Consider the following 18,191-nt stretch of genomic DNA (forward strand, 5'->3'; position numbering starts at 1 on the left):
CTTTCTAAGAGCTTGTGTTTATCGGATTAAAAAAATTCTGGTTTTAATAAAACAAACAAAAGATAGACCAGCAAGCCAACGGCGATTATTCCCGCAACTAGATAGGTAATCATTGCTCACTCCGTGACAGTTTATCGTAGAAATTGATTAGTCCCAGGCACAAAATAAAAAACAGTACAGTCATGTTAATGAATAGTAAATCTTCCATAATGATCTCTATTATTTAAGTTTCAACACTTTTTTATTACCTAAAACAATAGCATATGAATGGGAATCTGACGATATTTTTGAAGAAGCTCTGAAAAAGAACCAATTATTTTCCAAAATGAATTTAATTATGCGTTTTTATGCTTTAAAATTCCATTTTTAATTTTTTTTGACCACAACGATGAAAAAATACATAAAACAGTTACACCTCGCCATGCATATTCTTCGCCAAAGACTTAAACATGACAACTTAGACGCACGTCTCGCGCTAGCTGATATAGCGAGACATGAGACGGATATTTTCGGAGAAGAACTTGGTAAGCGAATTGCTGAGGTACAAAAAACAGAAGCAGCGCGAATTCGCGCCGCGCTGCAAAAGATGGATGCAACCGATTCAATGTATCAGCAAAAGTCTGATTTATTAAGCACAATAAACAACGTTGGATGCTCCTTAAAGAGAATATATTTTGATTTAATCGCCAGTAGCTTGTCCTTAAAAGAGGGGTTTAATGGGTGCATGGAACATGCAACGCTGATGTTTCTTATATTGAACAAAGAATTTTTGTTCGATCCCGATATTCTTATTGAAAGCATTGGCGTAAACGATAAGATAAATCCAAAGATAAACCACAATTTCTTAGTGATTAATCGATGTACCGGCGACTATCCTTTAACTGATGTTGCTCGTTGGGGTAATGAATGCCTTGTTGTTGATACTTGGTTGGGGGTGATTACCACCCCTGCCGAAATGCCCTCGGGGTCGTCAGTTTATGCTTTTCTTCATGGTCACGATTCTTGTACGATGAGAGTAATATACAGTAATCGATTAGGCATGGAACTTTGCGCCTATCCTAATGGCCATTTACTCCACCAGGTTGAGCGTGATACCCAAGATGTTATTCATGCTGAATTTAAACAAATCATAGATAAATATACTGGAACATTAGATTTGCCTTGGTTTAAGTTAACCTTTTCAGCCAGTACAAGCACTGCAAGTTCAAGTGCAATATCGAGGCATGGCTTATTTTCTCCTGCTTGCAGCGACTTGGAAGAGAGCCATGAGCAATTATATGCAGAAATTAAACAACGTTGTGCGGACAAAGGCCAGAGCGTACTTGAGGCTATTAAAGAGAAACAATATGCTTTGGCATTACGTAAAGTCAGTTCTGTTGGTTATATAGAATTTGTGAGCATATTATTGAGGTACAAGGACTTATTAGGTTTTGATATTAATGAACCATCAAAGAGTAATGGCAAGACGGCCTTGGATTGGGCTGTTGAAAGCGGCAATTCTGAAACTATAGCTTTACTCGAAAAGCATGGTGGAAAAAGTGGTGTTACCGAAAATTACTCGCAAAACTGCTTTGTCACATTATGAGGTGAGTTTCAGTTGAGGGTTCATGTTCTGCTAAATTTTATAATCTTTTTTCCATTGCGCATGAGTTAGCGGATCAACCAAGGACAGATCGACATGGTTATTGGGATTTCGAATCCAATAAGCATAATCTGCGGCAGCCAGGATATAACGATCGCTGGCGCTATCACCATAAGCATAGACCGTCCCATGTTCTTGGTTATGCAAAAGATCTTTTAGTGCGAGTAATTTTTTTTCTCCGACCATACTATGGTCGGCAATGTTGCCGGTTAATAATCCTTTGTCAGTTACTTCAAGTTTGGTCGCAATCAGGTCATGAATTTCTACTTGTTTGCCCCAAGGCTGCATATAAAGCTCCAGCGAACGGGTAATAATGATATTGCGATGTCCTTGTTCCTTATGCCACGCCAGCCGTTGCACAATTTTTTCATAAAGATGATTGGGCATGATTTCTTTAGAAAAGTCATTGGCAATTTGAGTCAGCTCTTCGAGGTTTCGCCCTTTAAAGACGGAGCTGACCATTTTATTTAGCGCGTATTCATCACTGAGTCTTGATAAAAAAAGTAAGCTCCAGAATGCGTTACGAAAAATAAATTGACAATAACCCATATCTCCCAGTAAATAACGAAAAAATCTAAGGCCACAAACCCCATCGCTGAGCGTGCCGTCAAAGTCAAAAACAGCTATAGGTTGTCGCATAAAAATCCCCTAACTGTGTGGGAGTATAATAATAAGCCATACGATAATTGCATTGAGTATTGCTAGCATGACGGCGGCAGAGCCAATATCTTTAGCTTTTTTGGTTAATTCATGCCAACTTAGATCAATACGATTTAATGTAGTTTCTACGGCCGAATTGAGTAATTCAATTATGGGAACTAGTAAAAAAGAGCTGATTAAGACAATACGCTCCAATGCAGAGTTCCCTATCCAGAAGGCAGCAGGCAAAGCAATAAAACTTGCATAAACCTCTAAACGGAATGCAAATTCATCTTTGAATGCAACTTTTAATCCATCGAAGGAATAAAATGTTGCTCTTTTAAGTTGCAATCCTACTTTTTCCAGAAATTTTAGCATTCAATGTACCTTATAAAAAATAAACTAAATTCGACCTGAATCCTTAAGATATGCTTAATTCTGGACCAGACCCTTGTTTTTTTCAAATTGCTAACTAATAGAACCTTGCTAATCATATTGATTATTCAATCTATTTTTCTTGCAATTGAGTAATTGTTCATCCGAAGACGATATTTGTGTTTCCTGGTTGCCACCTTACCATGATATGGGCTTATTGTTTCCCTAAAGGAAAAATCTGGCCTAAGGAAAGAAAAATTACTGTTAGTTTGGATACGCCAATCATTATGAACAATTATGTGACTAATGTAATTGAGCTAAACTATTAATTATATAAGATGATTACGCAAGAGCTGGAACAACAGATCAAAAAGTTGGGGAAGGCTCTGTACGTTAAGGAGCAACCATGATGAGAATCGCAGAGTTAATTTCTATACCAAGCGATGAATCCGAGGTTCGCCTTGAGAAAAAGGAATATGATTTTGCTCTATTTGAGATGCAGGGCTTACGCCCAACTCAAGAAGATGCAGCGCTAGCCTATTGGTACACAGAAGGCTTTTTTAATGCATTAACCGCGCAGGATATAGGTCATCGTTTATGGACCAGTTATAAATTGATTAATCAACATTGTCTCAAACCTGGTTTTGGTGGTTCTACCGCATCGACCACTGTTTATGATGGGAAAGGTAATTTAATTACCGCGACCTTAGGGGATTCGGTGGTTTTTGCCGTGGTCTATTTTCCCAATGGACATGTTGCTTCTGTCGCACGGTTAAATAAGGTCATTCATCATCCAGATCTCGATCAAGAGCGCTTGAGCCAAGTACGTGGTCTTGTAAACAATGGGCGCCTGTTGGGACGATATGGTTCCTTGGCTCTATCAAGGGCACTAGGGGATTATGATTTTATTGAATCTGGGCTTTGTGATGATGCACATATTGATATAACCCCAAGTGATTTTACTCATGCCTCTGGAATGAAGATTCAGATTATTACTACTTGCGATGGGTTTACGGAGCCTGTTCCTGGACCAACGAAAGAAAATCAAGAGCAATGGTTTTGGCAACAATTGCAGTCTATTGATAATCCCGGCTTGTATTCGGAAGCTGAGTTGGCGCACTTGCTTGCTTATAAGGCATTGCATGCTGGTTCAAGAGATAATATTTCCGTTTCGGTACAAGTCTTAGCAAAAAACACCCCTTTTTTAGTCGGAATTTATGATGGGCATGGAGGGGATTTAACCTCAACTTATGTTGCAAGCAACCTTGCTAACATATTTGAGCAACAATGTAGTTGGTCTGCTGAGGCCTATGCGGAGCAAGCACTAAGTGTTGAGCAGAATTGGTCGATTTATTCTCGGGATAATCATTAGTAGGCTTGGCTTCCTCGCGCGAACTATGGGTTTTTTACCGATTTTATTTGTTTTTACTGTCTTACTAACTATAGTTAAAGGTAGGAAAACACTAGAAATAATATAGGAGAGCTATTATGGATAATGCAAATCGTGGTGAACGGTCACATGTTTCTGAAGCCGCTAGTGACTTGCTAAATGAAGGGAAAAAATGGGCTAATGAAGTGCGGGAAGAGGGCATGCATCGTGCCTGCCAAGCCGAAGAGGGCCTAAAAGAATGCTCTGATCAAGTGTTGAAGAAAATACAACAAAATCCATTAAGTTCTGTATTAATTGCTGGCGGTATAGGCTTTTTATTATCTAAGATTTTGAGAAAATAATGGAAGCCTTAAAGCAGGTAGAGGAACTGGTTTCTACAAGGATTAATCTTGTAAAATCGATATTTTCAGTGATGCATTTGGAAGCACGCCTGGCGGGGCTTAGTGTGTTTCCGCTGGTGCTGAATGTCTGCCTGCTGCTCATTGTTTTAATGACATTTTGGATAGGTATTTCATTATTACTTGGGTATGAGTTTTTTGTAATTTCTAATAATTTTTTACTCTCACTAGTCTTAGTCGTTCTATTTAATCTGGGGGTCTTGCTGGGCTTAGCTAAGTACCTTACTTTTAATCTGAAAAATATGAGCTTTGAAAAAACCAGATCCTATTTTTCCCAAAATAAGAGTATGGATGATGAGCAATTCGAGGAAGCAGTTACGAGCGCAAATAACCGCGATGGACAAGATGGTACATCTGCAACGGGCTCTGGTGGCACAGAATAAGCGATTTTTGGGACTGCATCGGGTGAATTATACGGTGGTTTTGGTGATTACCGTATTAGTCCCTTGCATGTGGCTGGGTTGGAAGCTTAGTGAAGAAAAATGGCTTGATAGAATAACCGCACAGCTTGCGGAATTGATTACCTTAACTTTTTTCACCTATTTTCGTAAGCAATTGATGAGCTTATTAAAACCTAATCAAGTCGACTGAAGTAAGTCGGGCCATGGTCCCGACCTACGTTTTGGGGGCCTTATCTATGCGTAATTATAACTACTAGTAGGCGCCAACTCGTCATCATTAGAAGGAGAATTATGCGGCAGAGTATGCCCTCGATTAATACAAGCCTTATTATAGCCAAGGGAGTTCAATATATTTTTCTGACAATTTCCTGCCATTCCTAAAGCAACTGCAGGGCATTTTTCTAGTAATGACATAAATCGAGAGTCTTTTTTTCCTTCGCTTTCAATGCATAACTCGCCAAATTCATGCCATAATCTATCTATTACCTTGGCTTTAATGGCATTCCATATAACATTTTCCCCTTTAAATTTCAGGAGTTTCATTTGCTCTGCTGCTTTATGATACTCTTCTTCTGTGGATGGAAATGCAAAAGCGAGAGCTTCTTTCGTGATAATCGCGTTCATCTTATTGAGCACGAGTTCGCTATTAAATAGTTTTTCGACTGCTTGTTCATAGGGTAAAAAACATTGCGTGCTGGATTCATATATAAAAAACTCCCCTTCCTCAATGTCATAATACCAGGCATGAATTTTTAGTTTATTTGCTTCTAAACGTTCTCTAACCACATCCAAAGTATGTAAGTGTTCTATTTGTAAGTGAATGTTTTCCTCTGTGAGACATTTTAATTTTTGTTTTGAATCTTCCAATTCTGGATGTTTTTCATGAACACGCTCCAGAGCGGGTTTGGCATAAGCTTCAAGGAATTCTGCAACTAGTGGTAAACTCTCGGCAAGATTTGGGCTTAATAAGCCTTTCATGGCACCGCAGTCTGAATGTCCACAGACAATAATTTCGCTCACATTGAGTACTTTCAGGGCATATTCAGCCGTTGCTCTTTCCCCGGAGGGATAAGGTACTTTGGGCGGAAAAATATTTCCGGCATTACGAATAACAAATAACTCGCCAGCATCAGCATGGGTGACGTATGAGGGCACAATCCGGGAATCAGAACAGGTGATCAAGAGCGTATCTGGAGATTGCCCCTTGATTAAGGATTGAAATAAGTTACGCTTTTCAAGAAAACCATTATTTTTAAAATGGCGAATTCCTTTGAGTAGCTTTATAGGCATATAGTGCTCCGGTTTTTTTATCAACAAAGGTTCCATCCTAAGATAGATTAATTTCCTTTATTTTTGAACATTTATTAAATAAATAAGAGCTTAATATATGTAATGGGTCGTACTGTTTTTTTAACTCAAGCCACTCAGAATATCGCGTCCCATAATGATTTTTCCAATAGTCATGCGCTAACGATTCCCCTAAATAGCCAGAGAGATAACGTTTTCCTCCTAAAGGTAAAAAAAGTGCATCCAAATGTTTAATTGCTTCCACACAGCTTGGGGTGAATACCGTAGGCAAGCCAGGATTGAGAATCATAAAAGAGAAAATATGCGGTTCTTCAGGAAGCATTAAAAAGCCATTCGCCTTACGATTAACGATGGGTATTAAATGTACTAGTGATGCATAGTGGATGGGTAAGGTCTCTAAAATTTCTTCTAATTTATTTAACGGGAATTTGGGGATAAAACATTCATACCAAGGATGTTGTAAATCCCATTGGCCACTCATTTTCATGACATTTAAACGTGCGTCATGACGATGTAAATAAGAATGAATCGCCTCATCTTGAGTATGGATAATTTTCCAAGGTTTCAAAGGCAAGTTATGAAAGTCAGGGGCGTGATGAGCGTATTCAATCGAGACATGCAAAGCATACAGCCATTGCGCAAAGGGTGCACGACCTGAGGCGGTGAGTTTAGCTCCCTGTATTGCAGGGGTGCAAAAGGATTCAACATAATCCGCATAGTTCTGACATTGCTGTAAATCTCGCAGCCAGCTCTCTTTATCTAAATAAGTTAAATAGAAGGTACGGACGTTCTTCTTGCAGGATCTTAGGGCAATACGGGCTCGGGTGATTACGCCAAAATGGCCTTGACCTCCTAAACAGGCTTGCATTAAAGGCGAATGCCTATCTACGTGTACTAATTCGCCATTAGCAAGAATTACTTCTAATTCGCGCACATGCGCAATTGCACTGCCGTATTTAAATGATGACGCACCGATTCCACCCGCTGAAAGCACACCACCAATCGATAAATTGCAGTTATAGGGCAGCACATAAGGAGTCAGCGAGTGAGGTAATGAGCATTCGAGCAAATCGGCCCAGGTACAGTTCGCCTCCACCCAAATGGAATGATGCTCAGGCTTCTGTGCCTGATTAAAATGCCTCATATTCAGGATTAATCCTCCAGGAGCTGCCAGTGATTGCCCGTTTTGGCTCATGCCATTACCTCGAATGGTGACTGGAAGTTGGTGCTCATGAGCATATTTGAGCAGAGATTGCAGCGCCTCACGCGTTTGAGGCTCGCAGACTGCTGCAGGTTGAGAATGCATCAATCCACCAAAATCGCGACCGAAAGGAACCAGCGCCTGCTCATTACTTTGAATGTTTTGCTCCGGTCTTTTTTCCCATTGCATTAGATGTTGGCTGTTCCACTGGTTCACAGTTTGCGGCATGTTTTCGATTCCTCTTTTGAGCTAATTCCAATTTACGGTTGCATGCAAATACTAATCCATCAAACATTTTCGTAAAGGCATCGTAGCAACGCTCGATCATTTGTAGTGCGTCACGTCTTACGTGAGTGGGAACTTTTCTGGAAAATAATTCACGCTCCATTTCTGTTTCAAATAAAGAGTGGGCTTTTTCTACCTCCAGGTGTGTTTTGGAAAAATATTTTAAATGCGCCTCCTCACCTGTTTTTCTCACTTGATCGGCAACTTTTTCAAAAAATACGTGCCCTGACGATTCAAGGGTTAAGAGTAGGGCGATATTTACAATGTCGTTTTTGGCATGGAATACTTCAGCAACCAGCGCATAAGCAGCATCACGGGTAGAACGAGTATCTCGACTGTAGAGCCAGCTCACTCCATTTTTATTACAGGCTTTATTGATGCTGGTTGTTCCCATATATTTTTTATCTTGCAAGAACCAACGGTCATGGCCTGCGTCTTCATGTCGATGATGACGTGCTATTTTTTTGAGATAGGGATCCGTAACGCGATCCTCATTGAGGCGTAAAATATCTTGGAAGGTCATCGTCCAAAAAGTTAATTCGGGAACAAAATAGCTTATTTCCTCGAGGCTATTTAATTGCTCCAACAGATTAAAAAACGGATGGTTTTTAAATTCACTTTGTTTTGAATCAATATAATCTTGAATAAGTCGCATCATCTCTCCCTGTTTTTTTACGTACACTAATTCATTGTGTAGACCAAGTTCTTATCCTGCTGTTGGATAAGCTTGTCCACGTGCTCCCAATCAACGGTTTCAAGGCTGGTTACCTTCCCACAAATTTGATTTAAAAATTCTTTTTGTTTTGCGCCAATTTTTAGGGCTTCAGCATAGGGTGTATTACTAAACATGACCAGTACGTGTTTGGAAATGTATTGTTGTGGGTAACGTTGCATGAGCAACTGCTCTAATTGTTTTTTTAGGTTAAATTGAGGATCGCGGATATTGCTTTGAATTTCCTGGAAATTATCCATAGACATTTGGGCTACCGCATCTGTATTGGGCTTTCTGGATTGATAAAAGGCGGGCATTACTTGCGCCCAATCATCCTGATATTTATCCAACAGCGTATTTAAAATACGGCAATCTTCAAAAGCGCTATTCATACCTTGGCCGAAAAAGGGGACGACACCATGCGCTGCATCACCAAGTAACAGGCACTGATCTTGATAATGCCATGAGTCACATTGAATAGTGCTCATGTTGCCTGTCGGGTGTTCGATAAATTCATATAATAAATTGGGCATGATTTCATAAGCATCAGCAAATGTTTCTTTAAAAAAAGCATTAATTTTTAATTCATTATCTAATTCCGCGAAGCTATTTTTTCCTTCATGGGGTAAAAATAAGGAGCCCGTAATGGAATGATCGCGATTAGGATTACCTAATAATAAAAAGGCATTTCTAGGCCATAGGTGTAAATATTCATGTGCGAGTTCTTGCTGGCGTGGAGCGCCAATAGATAATTCTTTATATCCATAGGATAAAAAGGTTCGCGTTGCCTTGATCAAACCGCGAGAGCTTAATTGCTCGCGTACGCACGAATTCACGCCATCGGCACCGATTAAATATTGGTAAGGGATGTTTAAGTGCTCGTCATGCTGGGTTTTAAAATGCATGACTTTGTTTTCAAGATCAAGATGAGATAATTTGCTATTAAAGCTAAAGCGTACATTTGGGTATTTTTCTGCTTCACTAAGTAAGAGTTTATTTAATTCATTGCGTTCAATGGCATTAATGTATTCTTCATGATGACGGCCAAAGGATTGGTATTTAATTTGCCCTTGGGCATCATGAATCGCGCGGGCTCGCATGGGCACCATCAATTGTTCTACTTCCGGCATAATACCGACACCGGCAAGACCTGTAATTCCGCGGCAAGATAGGGCAAGATTGATGGAGCGCCCATCATGGCTTTGGGTTAATCGGAGATCGGGTCTTGCATCACAGACATGGAGCTTGTATCCACGTTTGGCCAGGTAGAGTGTAAGTAGGGTTCCTGCTAAGCCAGCCCCAATAATGCTTATCTCCTTCATTTCTCTCTCTCTGATACATGGGTTCTGCATATAGAGGAGCAAGAATTGTGCCGGGCTGTGGTGGTGATTGCAGTGGAATTAAGCGCTTAAGTTTTTTAATAAAGAATCTTCTTGAATTACCGCGGTTAGCCGAGGTAATTCGGTCTACAAATAATCGTTCAAAAACTGCCCCAAATCCTTGGCCTTTTGCGGCGGAGAAAAGTAATAACCCTGAGCATAATCACAGCCATGCGTCATAATAAATTCGCGCTGCGTTTCAGTTTCTACTCCTTCGGCCAATACTTCCAGATTTAGGCTGTGGGATAAGTTAATGATCGCGCGGGCAATCGCAGCGTCATTTTCTTTATCCACTAATTCGCTAATAAATGAGCGGTCAATTTTTAATTTATCTACGGGAAATTGTTTCAGGTAGGCCAAACTCGAATAACCAGTACCAAAATCATCAATCACCACTTTAATTCCCATATCCTTGAGTTCATACATCGCATCAACCGCATGCTTTATATTATCCACCAAGAGGCTTTCAGTCAGTTCTAACTCAAGAAATTTAGGTGATAAGCCAGTTTCGTGAAGAATTTTGCCAATCATTTCTGGCATTCCTGGCTGCCGTAATTGCCGGCCAGAAATATTTACCGCCATGGTTAAATGCGAATAGCCTTGTTGATGCCAGCGAACAAGCTGTTTGCAAGCTTCTTCCATCGCCCACAAGCCAATTTCTAAGATCAAACCATTTTCTTCAGCAATACCAATAAAATCATTCGGGGGAACTGTACCTAAGATGTGGCTATTCCAACGTAATAAAGCTTCGAAGCCAATCAATTTATTTTCTGATAAATTGATTAAGGGTTGATAGAGTAAATGAAATTCATTGTTTTGCAGTGAATCACGTAAGGCATTGTTTATTTGCATGCGATTAACAATGTGCGTATTCATTTCCTTGTCATAATTATGGTAAGTATTACGTCCACTGTCTTTGGCATGATACATCGATAAATCGGCACTTTTCATCAATGATTCATAATCATTACCGTCCTTGGGAAAATAGCTAATGCCGATGCTGCCAGTTATTTTTAAATGATGTTCATCAATTGGAAAGGGCTGGGCTAAGGAGTTGAGTATCTTGTCGGCAATTTGGTGTGCTTGTTGTTCTGTATGGATGTCTTGCAGTAAAATAACAAACTCATCTCCACCGAGACGGCTGACGGTATCAATATCGTTGGTTGCCAGGAGTAATCGGTTCGATACCGCCTGCAAAAGCCGGTCGCCCATGCTATGCCCTAAGGTATCGTTGGTTAATTTGAAATGATCCAAATCCAGGAATAAAAAGGCTAACATGGAATCTTTCTTTTTCGCTTGTAAAATCGCCTGATCAACACGGTCGATTAAAAGCACTCGATTCGGTAATTCAGTTAGGGAGTCATGTGTTGCCTGTTTGAGCAGCTGCTCTTCCATCTTACGGCGTTCCGTAATATCGTTGATAAGGCAGATATAATGTTTCACTTTGTCAAATGAATCGCGTACTGGTGCTACACTGATTTCGCACCAAAAAACGTCACCATTTTGTTGATAACTCTCAAGTTCAACCGTTTCCTCACGTAATTCTTTTATCGCTAAGATAATGCGTTTGTGGTTCACATGCTGCGTTTTATTTGCATGCAAGAAGGTAAGATCTTGGCCTAAAAGCTGTTCTTCGGTATAGCCCGTAATCCGCTCAATCGCTTTATTAACGTAGATGATAGGCCGATTCGGTTTGTTAATATCGAGGATGGCCACCCCATGAGTGCTTGCTTCAATCGCACGTTCACGAATACGCAGCTCATCTTCATGCATTAATCTTTTGGTGACGTCTCTAAAACTATATACACGCCCGACAATCTCAATGCCTACCCGTTGTGGTTGGGTATAACGCTCGAAAATACGCCCATCTTTAAAATGTAATATAGGTAATTCACCCTGCCAGCCTGGGTTTTCGTAAAGAAAATTGACATCGGAGATTAAACCTTCGGGGTTAATTAATTGTTTTAGAATGTATTCAAAACTAATGCTTTCAGTGCCAACCTCTAACATTAAGGTGGGGATACGCCACATTTCTACGAATTTTTGATTCCAATCGACAACCTTACCTTGGCCATTGACCATCATGATACCATCGGCGGTTGACTCAAGAGTGGCGCGAAGCAGAGAGAGTGATTTTTCTAATTCAATATTTTTTTCAAAAAGATTAACTGCTTTTATATTAATATTTTCTGAAAGTGGGGCCGGAATTGAGCGTTGAAACTCAGGTTGAGTATGAAACCATTGTTCTAAAAGTGCAGGTAAACTGGGGTGTGGCGAAATCATTCCTAGCTCTTCACAGACATTCGTCATGGAAGGGACTTTTCCTTTCTTTTTAACAGAACCTGCGGCTTGAACAATCCTTGAGTAATCTATCTCTTTTAAAACCATATGTTGTTAACTATCCACCATCGTTAGAAAAATTTAGTTTAAAGCATCTACTTTTTAAATAATACAGTTTACAAATTTTTTATTTATTAACTCGAGAGTGGAAGTTGATGTTTAGTTTACCCTTTGCTTGGCGCAGCCTTAACTGTGTATGTGGTTAATTTGGGGGCATTTGATCTTTATTTTGACTTCCCCTAGTCTATTTTGGGAAATTTAATGGTGAAATGGGTGTACTCACCTAGTTTTCCTTGGCAGGAAATTGAGCCTCCAGCAGCCTTCATGAGTAATTTGCAATAAGCTAAGCCAATGCCTGTTCCACCTTGTCTTTCAGAGTAAAAGGGCTCAAAAATCAGCTTGGCTTTTTCTGTAGAAATGCCTAGGGCGGTATCTTTAATATGCAAATAATTAAAATTATCTTTTTCTTGTCCTTCAGCCATACTAATTAGCACCTCGCCCTTGCCTTCTTTTTCAATAAAATCAAAGCTATTGTTCAGTAAGTTCCAGATTAGATTTCTAAAGGCGATTTTTTCAATCCAGATTACAAAATCGCATTCGATAAGGAGGTCGATGAGCTTATGCTGATCCTTTTTAAAAGGATAATCTTCCAGGGAATGTTTTAAGAGTTCATTGATGGAGTAAAACCCAAATTTGCAGGTATCAAACTTATCGTGACGGATGTTATTTAATTGGGTACTAATGAGTTGATTCACGCTCTCAATACCACGTTCAATTTTTGCAATGCTTTCGTTTAAATTCTGCTTCACTTCCTGAGCGCCAGGCAGGATTGCAACCAGTGATTTTTGCATTTTGGCCTGCAGGTAAATACTGGATAGCGGCGTTCGCAAGTCATGCGCTAAGCTCCCAGCGAGTAAACGCATACCAGAAATTTTAGCACTATAAAGGAGTTCTCGATCTCGGGCAAAAAGGGCTCCGATGATAATCGCTGCGGCAAAGGTAATTCCCAAGCCAAAAAGGGATACATCACCGGGGACATACTTAATTATTTTATCGGCACCATGAACATAGGAAAAATAGGCCAGGCTGCTGCCTAAAATAAGCAATATTAAGGAATCTAAGGCATTAGTCACCAGAAATAGGAAAAAGGTTGCGGACATGCAATTCATTAACCATAAGGTTGCCCCATCATTTAATAAAGTTAGGTACGTGAAAAAGAAGGGCAGGCAAAAGAGTAAGCTCAGATACCAGAGAAAAGGGAGAACTCTTAAGAACTTAGGAGACCAAAATCGATGTAGCGCTAATAAGGCACAAAGAATGGTTGCGATTAATCTGAGGAAAAATTCCTTATTTACCTGAAAATTATGTAATTTCCATAGAATTCCAAAAAGAGGGAAGTTGATCATCATTACAATACCAAATAGGGTGATTTGATGGCTGGCTTCAATGGTTTTTTCCATCAGATAATTGTAAACAGTAACCATTCCTTTTTTTAAAAAATACAGTATCAATTAGCCACCCCTTTGTATTGATGTCAGTGCAAAAATTTCATCGGATAATTTTTGCCACATTTGAATTTGATGTGAATAAATAAACTCAAAAGCCTTTTTTATTTTATCGCTAGTGTTTTCCCAGATTGGTTCTAGCTTTTTAATAACGGAACTAAAATGTTCTACGTGGGTATGAACTTTGAAAAACATCATCCCTTGAGAGGACGTGTTCATTGATGAGGCGCATTCACTCAGATAGATGTAATCGATATTATCAAGGCGTTCGTAAGCGGCAAATGCAGCGATTTGAGCTTCCGTGTCATGTGCTGCTAGCCAAGCCAGATGCCCTTTGTTAAATTCTTTGGCAAAAGGTCGATAATGGGTTTCATTGACAATTTCATCGTGAATATCAACACTATATTCTTGCGCAAAATTAGCATAAAGCTGTTCATGAGAAAGTTTATTTCCAGTGCCAAATTCTTCATGAATGTTATCTAAGATAATTGATTTCGATAGCGAGTCAGCGGAGAAATTGGCGATAAACCACATGAAATTAATAAAATGGCCTCTTAAATGATAAAAAATAGCGGCAAATAAACGTTTTTGATTATCCTCCCAAGCCCCTGTTTTCTCGATATTAAAAAGAGGAATAGACGATAGTTTTTTGCGATACTCGCTATCGGCCTGAGCCAAAAACTGACTGAATGTTGGCGGTAGTGTTTGCATATTAAACTGCTTATTCAAATTAGTCGCGTTAATGTCAAAAAGAGAGTGCAATTAAAATCCTGTTGGAAATTTAAATATAGATCAAATTGGGTATTATTTTAACACAGAGTGATTTGAATTGAAAATGCTCAGTAGAGATGAGAAGGGTAAAAAATCACTTGAAGCCTTACTCCAAGCGATTTTTTTGTGAATTATTTAGGGTAAAAACGTTGTTTCATTCGTTCGCAATAGTCAATAAACTGAGATTGGGTCTTAGCATAATCCTGTAGTGGGGAGGTAATCGGTACGTGCAAAATATTGGCAAGAAAGGCATAAGCACTGGCATCGATACTGCTTGGCTCATCACCTAGCAAAAATGCCGAAGATTTTAAGACAGTACTTAGTACGGTTAGATCCTCAATACCTAATTGATAAACCTCTGCCGCACTGTGTCTGCCAATTCCTTGTTTATAGAGATCGCCACGAACTTTTTTTTGCAGAATCAAGGGGATAATCGCACGCAGGGGTTGTTTCAAATGGCTAAAAAATGTATCTCGAGTAATTGGCCAATAATGCTCATCTATCCAGCGGGAGTACACCATAATCCAATATAAATGCTCTTCAAGTAAACGTTGTATTGCCAAAGCTTGGGCCTTTTGTTCGCTTGATAGGTGGCTATCGAGTGGGTCGCCATATTTTTCTTTTAGATAGCTAATGATGAAACCACTATCGCCAAGTATCTTACCTTCATCATTAATGGTAGGGAGTTTTTTCTTGGGGCCTTTGGCTGGGTTTATAACATACACGGCTTCAAAAGGTAGCTTGACCATACGTAAATAAGTTTCCAGTTTCATGCAAAATGGGCTGGGATTGGGTAAGGACCATTGGGGTGGAAATTGGTAGAGTTTTATCATCGCTTTTCTTTTCCTTAATCAAGGTAATCATAAATGTTTTTCATCCTGACACTACAAAAATTGTATCTTAAATTTAAGAAAATGTGAGAAGGAACTTTTGTTAAGTAAACTTGTTCTAGTTTGTATGGATTTGGTTAAAAAATAAATTACAATGCGCATTCCCTTTATTAATCAATGGACTATTTATGAGTGATTTTGCTGGAGCAATAACCAATGCAACAGGAGGTTTGGTGGATTTTTATAACATTGGGGGATTAGCAGTACAAAGGACTAAAAATTCATTGTGGGGGTTATGGACATATTACAGCTGGCGGGAATTAGCTATTCGCGCGAGTCTTTTAACGGCTACGGTACTCTGTGCCGCGGTTGCTGCGAATACGTGTGAGGATGAGCAGTGCTCTTCGGCATTAAGAGGTGCAGGGGGCGCTGCGGTTGGTTTTTTTGTCGGGCATGCTGTGGCGATGATACCTACATTCAAACGACGCCTCAAACTAAAAAATGACGCTTATGCATTTCAGGAGCAGACTGGGGAATTAGTAGTTGTATTGAAAACAATGGACGCTGAAAACCTACAAGATATTGCTGAATACATTAGCCAATTCTGTACTTATCTGAAAAACCTATCTTTGCCGGTTACCAAACGAGGTGAAGGGGTACTTAATTTAGTGAAAATTAAGGAAGTATCTCGTGCCGCGTATGAGCAGCTTGATGCATTAGTCACTGCATTAGGACGTAGTGACGAGCATGAACGCACGCAATTGCTGGAGGAGGCTTTGTGTTTTTGGGCCAAAGAGCACGAGTCCTTATTCAACGAGCTAAGTAATAAAAAAGATGATGTAGCTGCGACTTATAGTAGTCCCAAAATGTAACAACAACTGTAGCCGTGTTAGTGTAACGTAATACAGGCTACGATTCCTACGCTGGTTTCATCCATCCCTCAGACAAGGAAAACCTTAATAGATTTTCAACAAAAATTGCACCAGTATTTTAGTATTGTTTAATTAAGGGATAATAGTTATGTCTGAAAAAATAAAAGGGACTGTTAAATGGTTTAATGAGCGCAAAGGCTTTGGATTTATTCAAAGTGAGGGTAAGGATTACTTTGTGCACTTTAGCTCTATTCAAGAAAGTGGTTTTAAAACGCTGAAAGAAGGAGAGCTTGTTCTATTTAAAGATGGACGCGGGCAAAAGGGACTTTGCGCTGAAGACGTTCAAATTGTTGTTCAGTAATATTTATAATAGGCCTTAAATATAAGCACGCTGCGATGAAGCAACCCTAATAACAGAATTAGGGTTGCTTCGATGCGGCCCTCAATTAAAGAACATTATTTGATTCGTGAATATCTAGCTCAATTTTCGCCAGCGTGCATACTAATTAAAACGAATTAGCAGCGAACAAAAATTTGATGTGCTATTTAGGAAATAAATCCATCACGTTAGGATGCTAAGGGCGCTATTATTCGTGCCCAATTAACCAATCGTTAATTAGCTCAATCTCATCTTGTTTCATCAGCGATACAGGGTGACCAATGTCGGGAATTCTTACGGTTTTTAAGCTGGGTTGTAATTGCTGCATTTGGGCTACGGTATCGTCTGATAAAACATCTGATAATGCGGCATGCAGTAATAATACGGGGCAGTGAATCTTGCTCCATAATGCCCATAGAGGAATATTGTTTTGGGTAGCCAAGATCACATTATCAATTATTTTAGGATCATAGGCTAATTGATAATGCTTATGGGGACTTTCCCATACTCCAGCTACGGCAAGTTGTTGCCATTGTTCCGGGCTTAATTGTGCAAAGCTTGAATAGGTTTTTTTAAAATAGGTTTCCACTTCTTCCAGGGTTTTAAATGAATGTTTGCAGCCTTCTTTCCCATAATCAATAATTCGTTGCAGGGCTTGGGTGTCAACATAGGGGCCTATGTCGTTAAGCACCAGTTTTTTAATTGGTGAATTGTTCATTGCCGCAATGAGCATACCGATCATTCCCCCCATTGAGGTGCCAAGGTAATCAATTTCGGTGACACCCAGTTGGGCTAATAAAATGGTGATGTCTGCAATATAAGTTGGAGCAGAATAATCGTTGGCATTCATTACTTTATCGCTTAAGCCACGCCCTACCATGTCGGGGCAAATAACGCGATAATGCGAGGAAAGCACTTGAGCCAGCTCATCAAAATCTCGAGCATTACGAAATAGACCATGAACACAGAGCAAGACCTTGGGATTGTTCGGATTTCCCCATTCATAATAATTCATTTGATGAAACGATTGGCTATCTATCCCCATAACCTGGTGCTTTTGCATGAACGTGTCTCCTTGTTCCCTATGTTTTATATTATAGACCAGGTAACTCAAAGACAGGGATGAAACCATTTGTTAATGGCCTCTTTCCCTATCAAAACACATTGTAGCCAGCACGAACTAAATAATTGAATTATAGAAAACCGAACTACCGCGGTGATAATCTTGTTTCTCGCTCCAAATCTATGGATATCGCAGTGAAACCGTGGTTATTCGTGAGTATTATTTAGCAAGAAAAATTTATTCGCTACTTCACCCCAATATAAATAGTTACCTCATCAGAACCTTTATATGCTTCAAAATCACTAATAAAGTTACGCTGATACTCCGGGTTACTCTCAAAATAACTCCAAATACGCTGCCAGGTTTCAACCACCGTGGCTGGCATAGGGCCTTTACCTTGAAAAACAAAATAGTCCCCCGGTTCTATCGTAACCGAATTCAATTGAGCTGGTGTGTCATCGGAGGGAATACCAACCGTGACCGTGTAAAGTCCATTGGCATCAGACTCATAGTCCGAATAAACAGCTACAATAGTTGCATTAGCTGCTACACCACTGGAGTGAACTTGTTGCCAGAGATTAGGTAGCTTTGCGGTTTCCTCCCCAAACTCATCTTTATTTTGAGTTCGTGTACTTAGGCCGGTTACTCTAAAACCCTTTACCTGTTTTAGGCTTGGTAGTATAGAGGGCATTTGTATTACT

20 protein-coding genes are annotated in these 18,191 nt (G+C 39.7%); 7 read left to right on the top strand and 13 right to left on the bottom strand.

Annotated features, from left to right (window positions below; all coding sequences use genetic code 11):
- Positions 1–26 precede the first annotated feature (26 nt).
- Complete coding sequence (gene kdpF / locus ACQY7T_RS08900) at positions 27–113, bottom strand: K(+)-transporting ATPase subunit F (RefSeq protein WP_400188450.1); 87 nt, start codon at positions 111–113, stop codon at positions 27–29.
- Positions 114–388: 275 nt separating this feature from the next.
- On the opposite strand from kdpF, the gene ACQY7T_RS08905 reads away from it, so the two are divergent.
- The gene (locus tag ACQY7T_RS08905; RefSeq protein ID WP_428412782.1) at positions 389–1,585 is read left to right on the top strand and encodes a hypothetical protein; all 1,197 of its coding nucleotides are present in this window, start codon (positions 389–391) and stop codon (positions 1,583–1,585) included.
- A 30-nt stretch (positions 1,586–1,615) separates the two neighbouring features.
- Here the strand turns inward: ACQY7T_RS08905 and ACQY7T_RS08910 are convergent, their stop codons facing one another.
- Positions 1,616–2,281 carry an HAD-IB family hydrolase gene (locus ACQY7T_RS08910; RefSeq protein ID WP_428412784.1) on the bottom strand — a complete coding sequence of 222 codons (666 nt, stop codon included), beginning with the start codon at positions 2,279–2,281 and terminating at the stop codon, positions 1,616–1,618.
- Positions 2,282–2,290: 9 nt separating this feature from the next.
- On the bottom strand, positions 2,291–2,659 hold the full coding sequence (locus ACQY7T_RS08915) for a diacylglycerol kinase (protein WP_428412786.1): 369 nt from the start codon (positions 2,657–2,659) through the stop codon (positions 2,291–2,293).
- Positions 2,660–3,062: 403 nt separating this feature from the next.
- Here ACQY7T_RS08915 and ACQY7T_RS08920 point away from each other — a divergent pair, with 403 nt between their 5' ends.
- From ACQY7T_RS08920 to ACQY7T_RS08935, 4 genes are all read left to right on the top strand, one after another.
- A complete protein-coding gene (locus tag ACQY7T_RS08920) occupies positions 3,063–4,028 on the top strand; it encodes a PP2C family serine/threonine-protein phosphatase (protein WP_428412788.1) in 966 nt (321 codons plus the stop codon).
- A 116-nt stretch (positions 4,029–4,144) separates the two neighbouring features.
- Positions 4,145–4,387: a hypothetical protein gene (locus tag ACQY7T_RS08925; protein WP_428412790.1), complete on the top strand. Its 243-nt coding sequence runs from the start codon at positions 4,145–4,147 to the stop codon at positions 4,385–4,387.
- Positions 4,387–4,827 (top strand): hypothetical protein, encoded by a 441-nt coding sequence (locus ACQY7T_RS08930; protein ID WP_428412792.1) that lies wholly within the window; start codon positions 4,387–4,389, stop codon positions 4,825–4,827. The genes ACQY7T_RS08925 and ACQY7T_RS08930 overlap by 1 nt, the downstream gene beginning before the upstream one ends.
- Complete coding sequence (locus tag ACQY7T_RS08935; protein WP_428412794.1) at positions 4,814–5,035, top strand: hypothetical protein; 222 nt, start codon at positions 4,814–4,816, stop codon at positions 5,033–5,035. Before ACQY7T_RS08930 ends, ACQY7T_RS08935 begins: the two co-directional genes overlap by 14 nt.
- A 44-nt stretch (positions 5,036–5,079) precedes the next feature.
- Here the strand turns inward: ACQY7T_RS08935 and ACQY7T_RS08940 are convergent, their stop codons facing one another.
- The 8 genes from ACQY7T_RS08940 to ACQY7T_RS08975 form a co-directional block, all read right to left on the bottom strand.
- A complete protein-coding gene (locus tag ACQY7T_RS08940) occupies positions 5,080–6,135 on the bottom strand; it encodes a carbonic anhydrase (protein ID WP_428412796.1) in 1,056 nt (351 codons plus the stop codon).
- 37 nt (positions 6,136–6,172) lie between these two features.
- The gene (locus tag ACQY7T_RS08945; RefSeq protein ID WP_428412798.1) at positions 6,173–7,582 is read right to left on the bottom strand and encodes an FAD-binding protein; all 1,410 of its coding nucleotides are present in this window, start codon (positions 7,580–7,582) and stop codon (positions 6,173–6,175) included.
- Complete coding sequence (locus ACQY7T_RS08950; RefSeq protein WP_428412844.1) at positions 7,503–8,294, bottom strand: hypothetical protein; 792 nt, start codon at positions 8,292–8,294, stop codon at positions 7,503–7,505. Before ACQY7T_RS08950 ends, ACQY7T_RS08945 begins: the two co-directional genes overlap by 80 nt.
- A gap of 26 nt (positions 8,295–8,320) precedes the next feature.
- Positions 8,321–9,673 carry an FAD-dependent oxidoreductase gene (locus tag ACQY7T_RS08955; RefSeq protein WP_428412800.1) on the bottom strand — a complete coding sequence of 451 codons (1,353 nt, stop codon included), beginning with the start codon at positions 9,671–9,673 and terminating at the stop codon, positions 8,321–8,323.
- 144 nt (positions 9,674–9,817) lie between these two features.
- Positions 9,818–12,118, bottom strand: a complete 2,301-nt coding sequence (locus ACQY7T_RS08960) for an EAL domain-containing protein (RefSeq protein WP_428412802.1) — start codon at positions 12,116–12,118, stop codon at positions 9,818–9,820.
- Between the two features lie 191 nt (positions 12,119–12,309).
- The gene (locus tag ACQY7T_RS08965) at positions 12,310–13,581 is read right to left on the bottom strand and encodes a sensor histidine kinase (RefSeq protein ID WP_428412804.1); all 1,272 of its coding nucleotides are present in this window, start codon (positions 13,579–13,581) and stop codon (positions 12,310–12,312) included.
- A complete protein-coding gene (locus ACQY7T_RS08970; protein ID WP_428412806.1) occupies positions 13,582–14,286 on the bottom strand; it encodes an iron-containing redox enzyme family protein in 705 nt (234 codons plus the stop codon).
- 191 nt (positions 14,287–14,477) lie between these two features.
- On the bottom strand, positions 14,478–15,179 hold the full coding sequence (locus ACQY7T_RS08975) for a glutathione S-transferase family protein (RefSeq protein WP_428412808.1): 702 nt from the start codon (positions 15,177–15,179) through the stop codon (positions 14,478–14,480).
- Between the two features lie 185 nt (positions 15,180–15,364).
- Here ACQY7T_RS08975 and ACQY7T_RS08980 point away from each other — a divergent pair, with 185 nt between their 5' ends.
- Both ACQY7T_RS08980 and ACQY7T_RS08985 read left to right on the top strand, forming a co-directional pair.
- A complete protein-coding gene (locus ACQY7T_RS08980; RefSeq protein WP_428412810.1) occupies positions 15,365–16,048 on the top strand; it encodes a hypothetical protein in 684 nt (227 codons plus the stop codon).
- A gap of 148 nt (positions 16,049–16,196) precedes the next feature.
- Positions 16,197–16,409: a cold-shock protein gene (locus ACQY7T_RS08985; RefSeq protein ID WP_428412812.1), complete on the top strand. Its 213-nt coding sequence runs from the start codon at positions 16,197–16,199 to the stop codon at positions 16,407–16,409.
- Between the two features lie 226 nt (positions 16,410–16,635).
- Here ACQY7T_RS08985 and ACQY7T_RS08990 read toward each other — a convergent pair whose 3' ends face one another.
- Both ACQY7T_RS08990 and ACQY7T_RS08995 read right to left on the bottom strand, forming a co-directional pair.
- The gene (locus ACQY7T_RS08990; RefSeq protein WP_428412814.1) at positions 16,636–17,490 is read right to left on the bottom strand and encodes an alpha/beta fold hydrolase; all 855 of its coding nucleotides are present in this window, start codon (positions 17,488–17,490) and stop codon (positions 16,636–16,638) included.
- A gap of 244 nt (positions 17,491–17,734) precedes the next feature.
- A complete protein-coding gene (locus tag ACQY7T_RS08995) occupies positions 17,735–18,181 on the bottom strand; it encodes a GyrI-like domain-containing protein (protein ID WP_428412816.1) in 447 nt (148 codons plus the stop codon).
- Between the last annotated feature and the right edge of the window lie 10 nt (positions 18,182–18,191).

This window comes from Legionella sp. (assembly GCF_965140895.1).
Taxonomy (GTDB): Bacteria; Pseudomonadota; Gammaproteobacteria; order Legionellales; family Legionellaceae; genus Legionella.

Bases quoted from the DNA above. Each gene is read 5' to 3' on its own strand.
- ACQY7T_RS08930 (WP_428412792.1), top strand. From the start codon at position 4,387: ATGGAAGCCTTAAAGCAGGTAGAGGAACTGGTTTCTACAAGGATTAAT.
- ACQY7T_RS08970 (WP_428412806.1), bottom strand. From the start codon at position 14,286: ATGCAAACACTACCGCCAACATTCAGTCAGTTTTTGGCTCAGGCCGAT.
- kdpF (WP_400188450.1), bottom strand. From the start codon at position 113: ATGATTACCTATCTAGTTGCGGGAATAATCGCCGTTGGCTTGCTGGTC.
- ACQY7T_RS08960 (WP_428412802.1), bottom strand. From the start codon at position 12,118: ATGGTTTTAAAAGAGATAGATTACTCAAGGATTGTTCAAGCCGCAGGT.
- ACQY7T_RS08925 (WP_428412790.1), top strand. From the start codon at position 4,145: ATGGATAATGCAAATCGTGGTGAACGGTCACATGTTTCTGAAGCCGCT.
- ACQY7T_RS08915 (WP_428412786.1), bottom strand. From the start codon at position 2,659: ATGCTAAAATTTCTGGAAAAAGTAGGATTGCAACTTAAAAGAGCAACA.
- ACQY7T_RS08940 (WP_428412796.1), bottom strand. From the start codon at position 6,135: ATGCCTATAAAGCTACTCAAAGGAATTCGCCATTTTAAAAATAATGGT.
- ACQY7T_RS08990 (WP_428412814.1), bottom strand. From the start codon at position 17,490: ATGCAAAAGCACCAGGTTATGGGGATAGATAGCCAATCGTTTCATCAA.
- ACQY7T_RS08905 (WP_428412782.1), top strand. From the start codon at position 389: ATGAAAAAATACATAAAACAGTTACACCTCGCCATGCATATTCTTCGC.
- ACQY7T_RS08910 (WP_428412784.1), bottom strand. From the start codon at position 2,281: ATGCGACAACCTATAGCTGTTTTTGACTTTGACGGCACGCTCAGCGAT.
- ACQY7T_RS08955 (WP_428412800.1), bottom strand. From the start codon at position 9,673: ATGAAGGAGATAAGCATTATTGGGGCTGGCTTAGCAGGAACCCTACTT.
- ACQY7T_RS08945 (WP_428412798.1), bottom strand. From the start codon at position 7,582: ATGCCGCAAACTGTGAACCAGTGGAACAGCCAACATCTAATGCAATGG.
- ACQY7T_RS08975 (WP_428412808.1), bottom strand. From the start codon at position 15,179: ATGATAAAACTCTACCAATTTCCACCCCAATGGTCCTTACCCAATCCC.
- ACQY7T_RS08995 (WP_428412816.1), bottom strand. From the start codon at position 18,181: ATGCCCTCTATACTACCAAGCCTAAAACAGGTAAAGGGTTTTAGAGTA.
- ACQY7T_RS08950 (WP_428412844.1), bottom strand. From the start codon at position 8,294: ATGCGACTTATTCAAGATTATATTGATTCAAAACAAAGTGAATTTAAA.
- ACQY7T_RS08980 (WP_428412810.1), top strand. From the start codon at position 15,365: ATGAGTGATTTTGCTGGAGCAATAACCAATGCAACAGGAGGTTTGGTG.
- ACQY7T_RS08985 (WP_428412812.1), top strand. From the start codon at position 16,197: ATGTCTGAAAAAATAAAAGGGACTGTTAAATGGTTTAATGAGCGCAAA.
- ACQY7T_RS08920 (WP_428412788.1), top strand. From the start codon at position 3,063: ATGATGAGAATCGCAGAGTTAATTTCTATACCAAGCGATGAATCCGAG.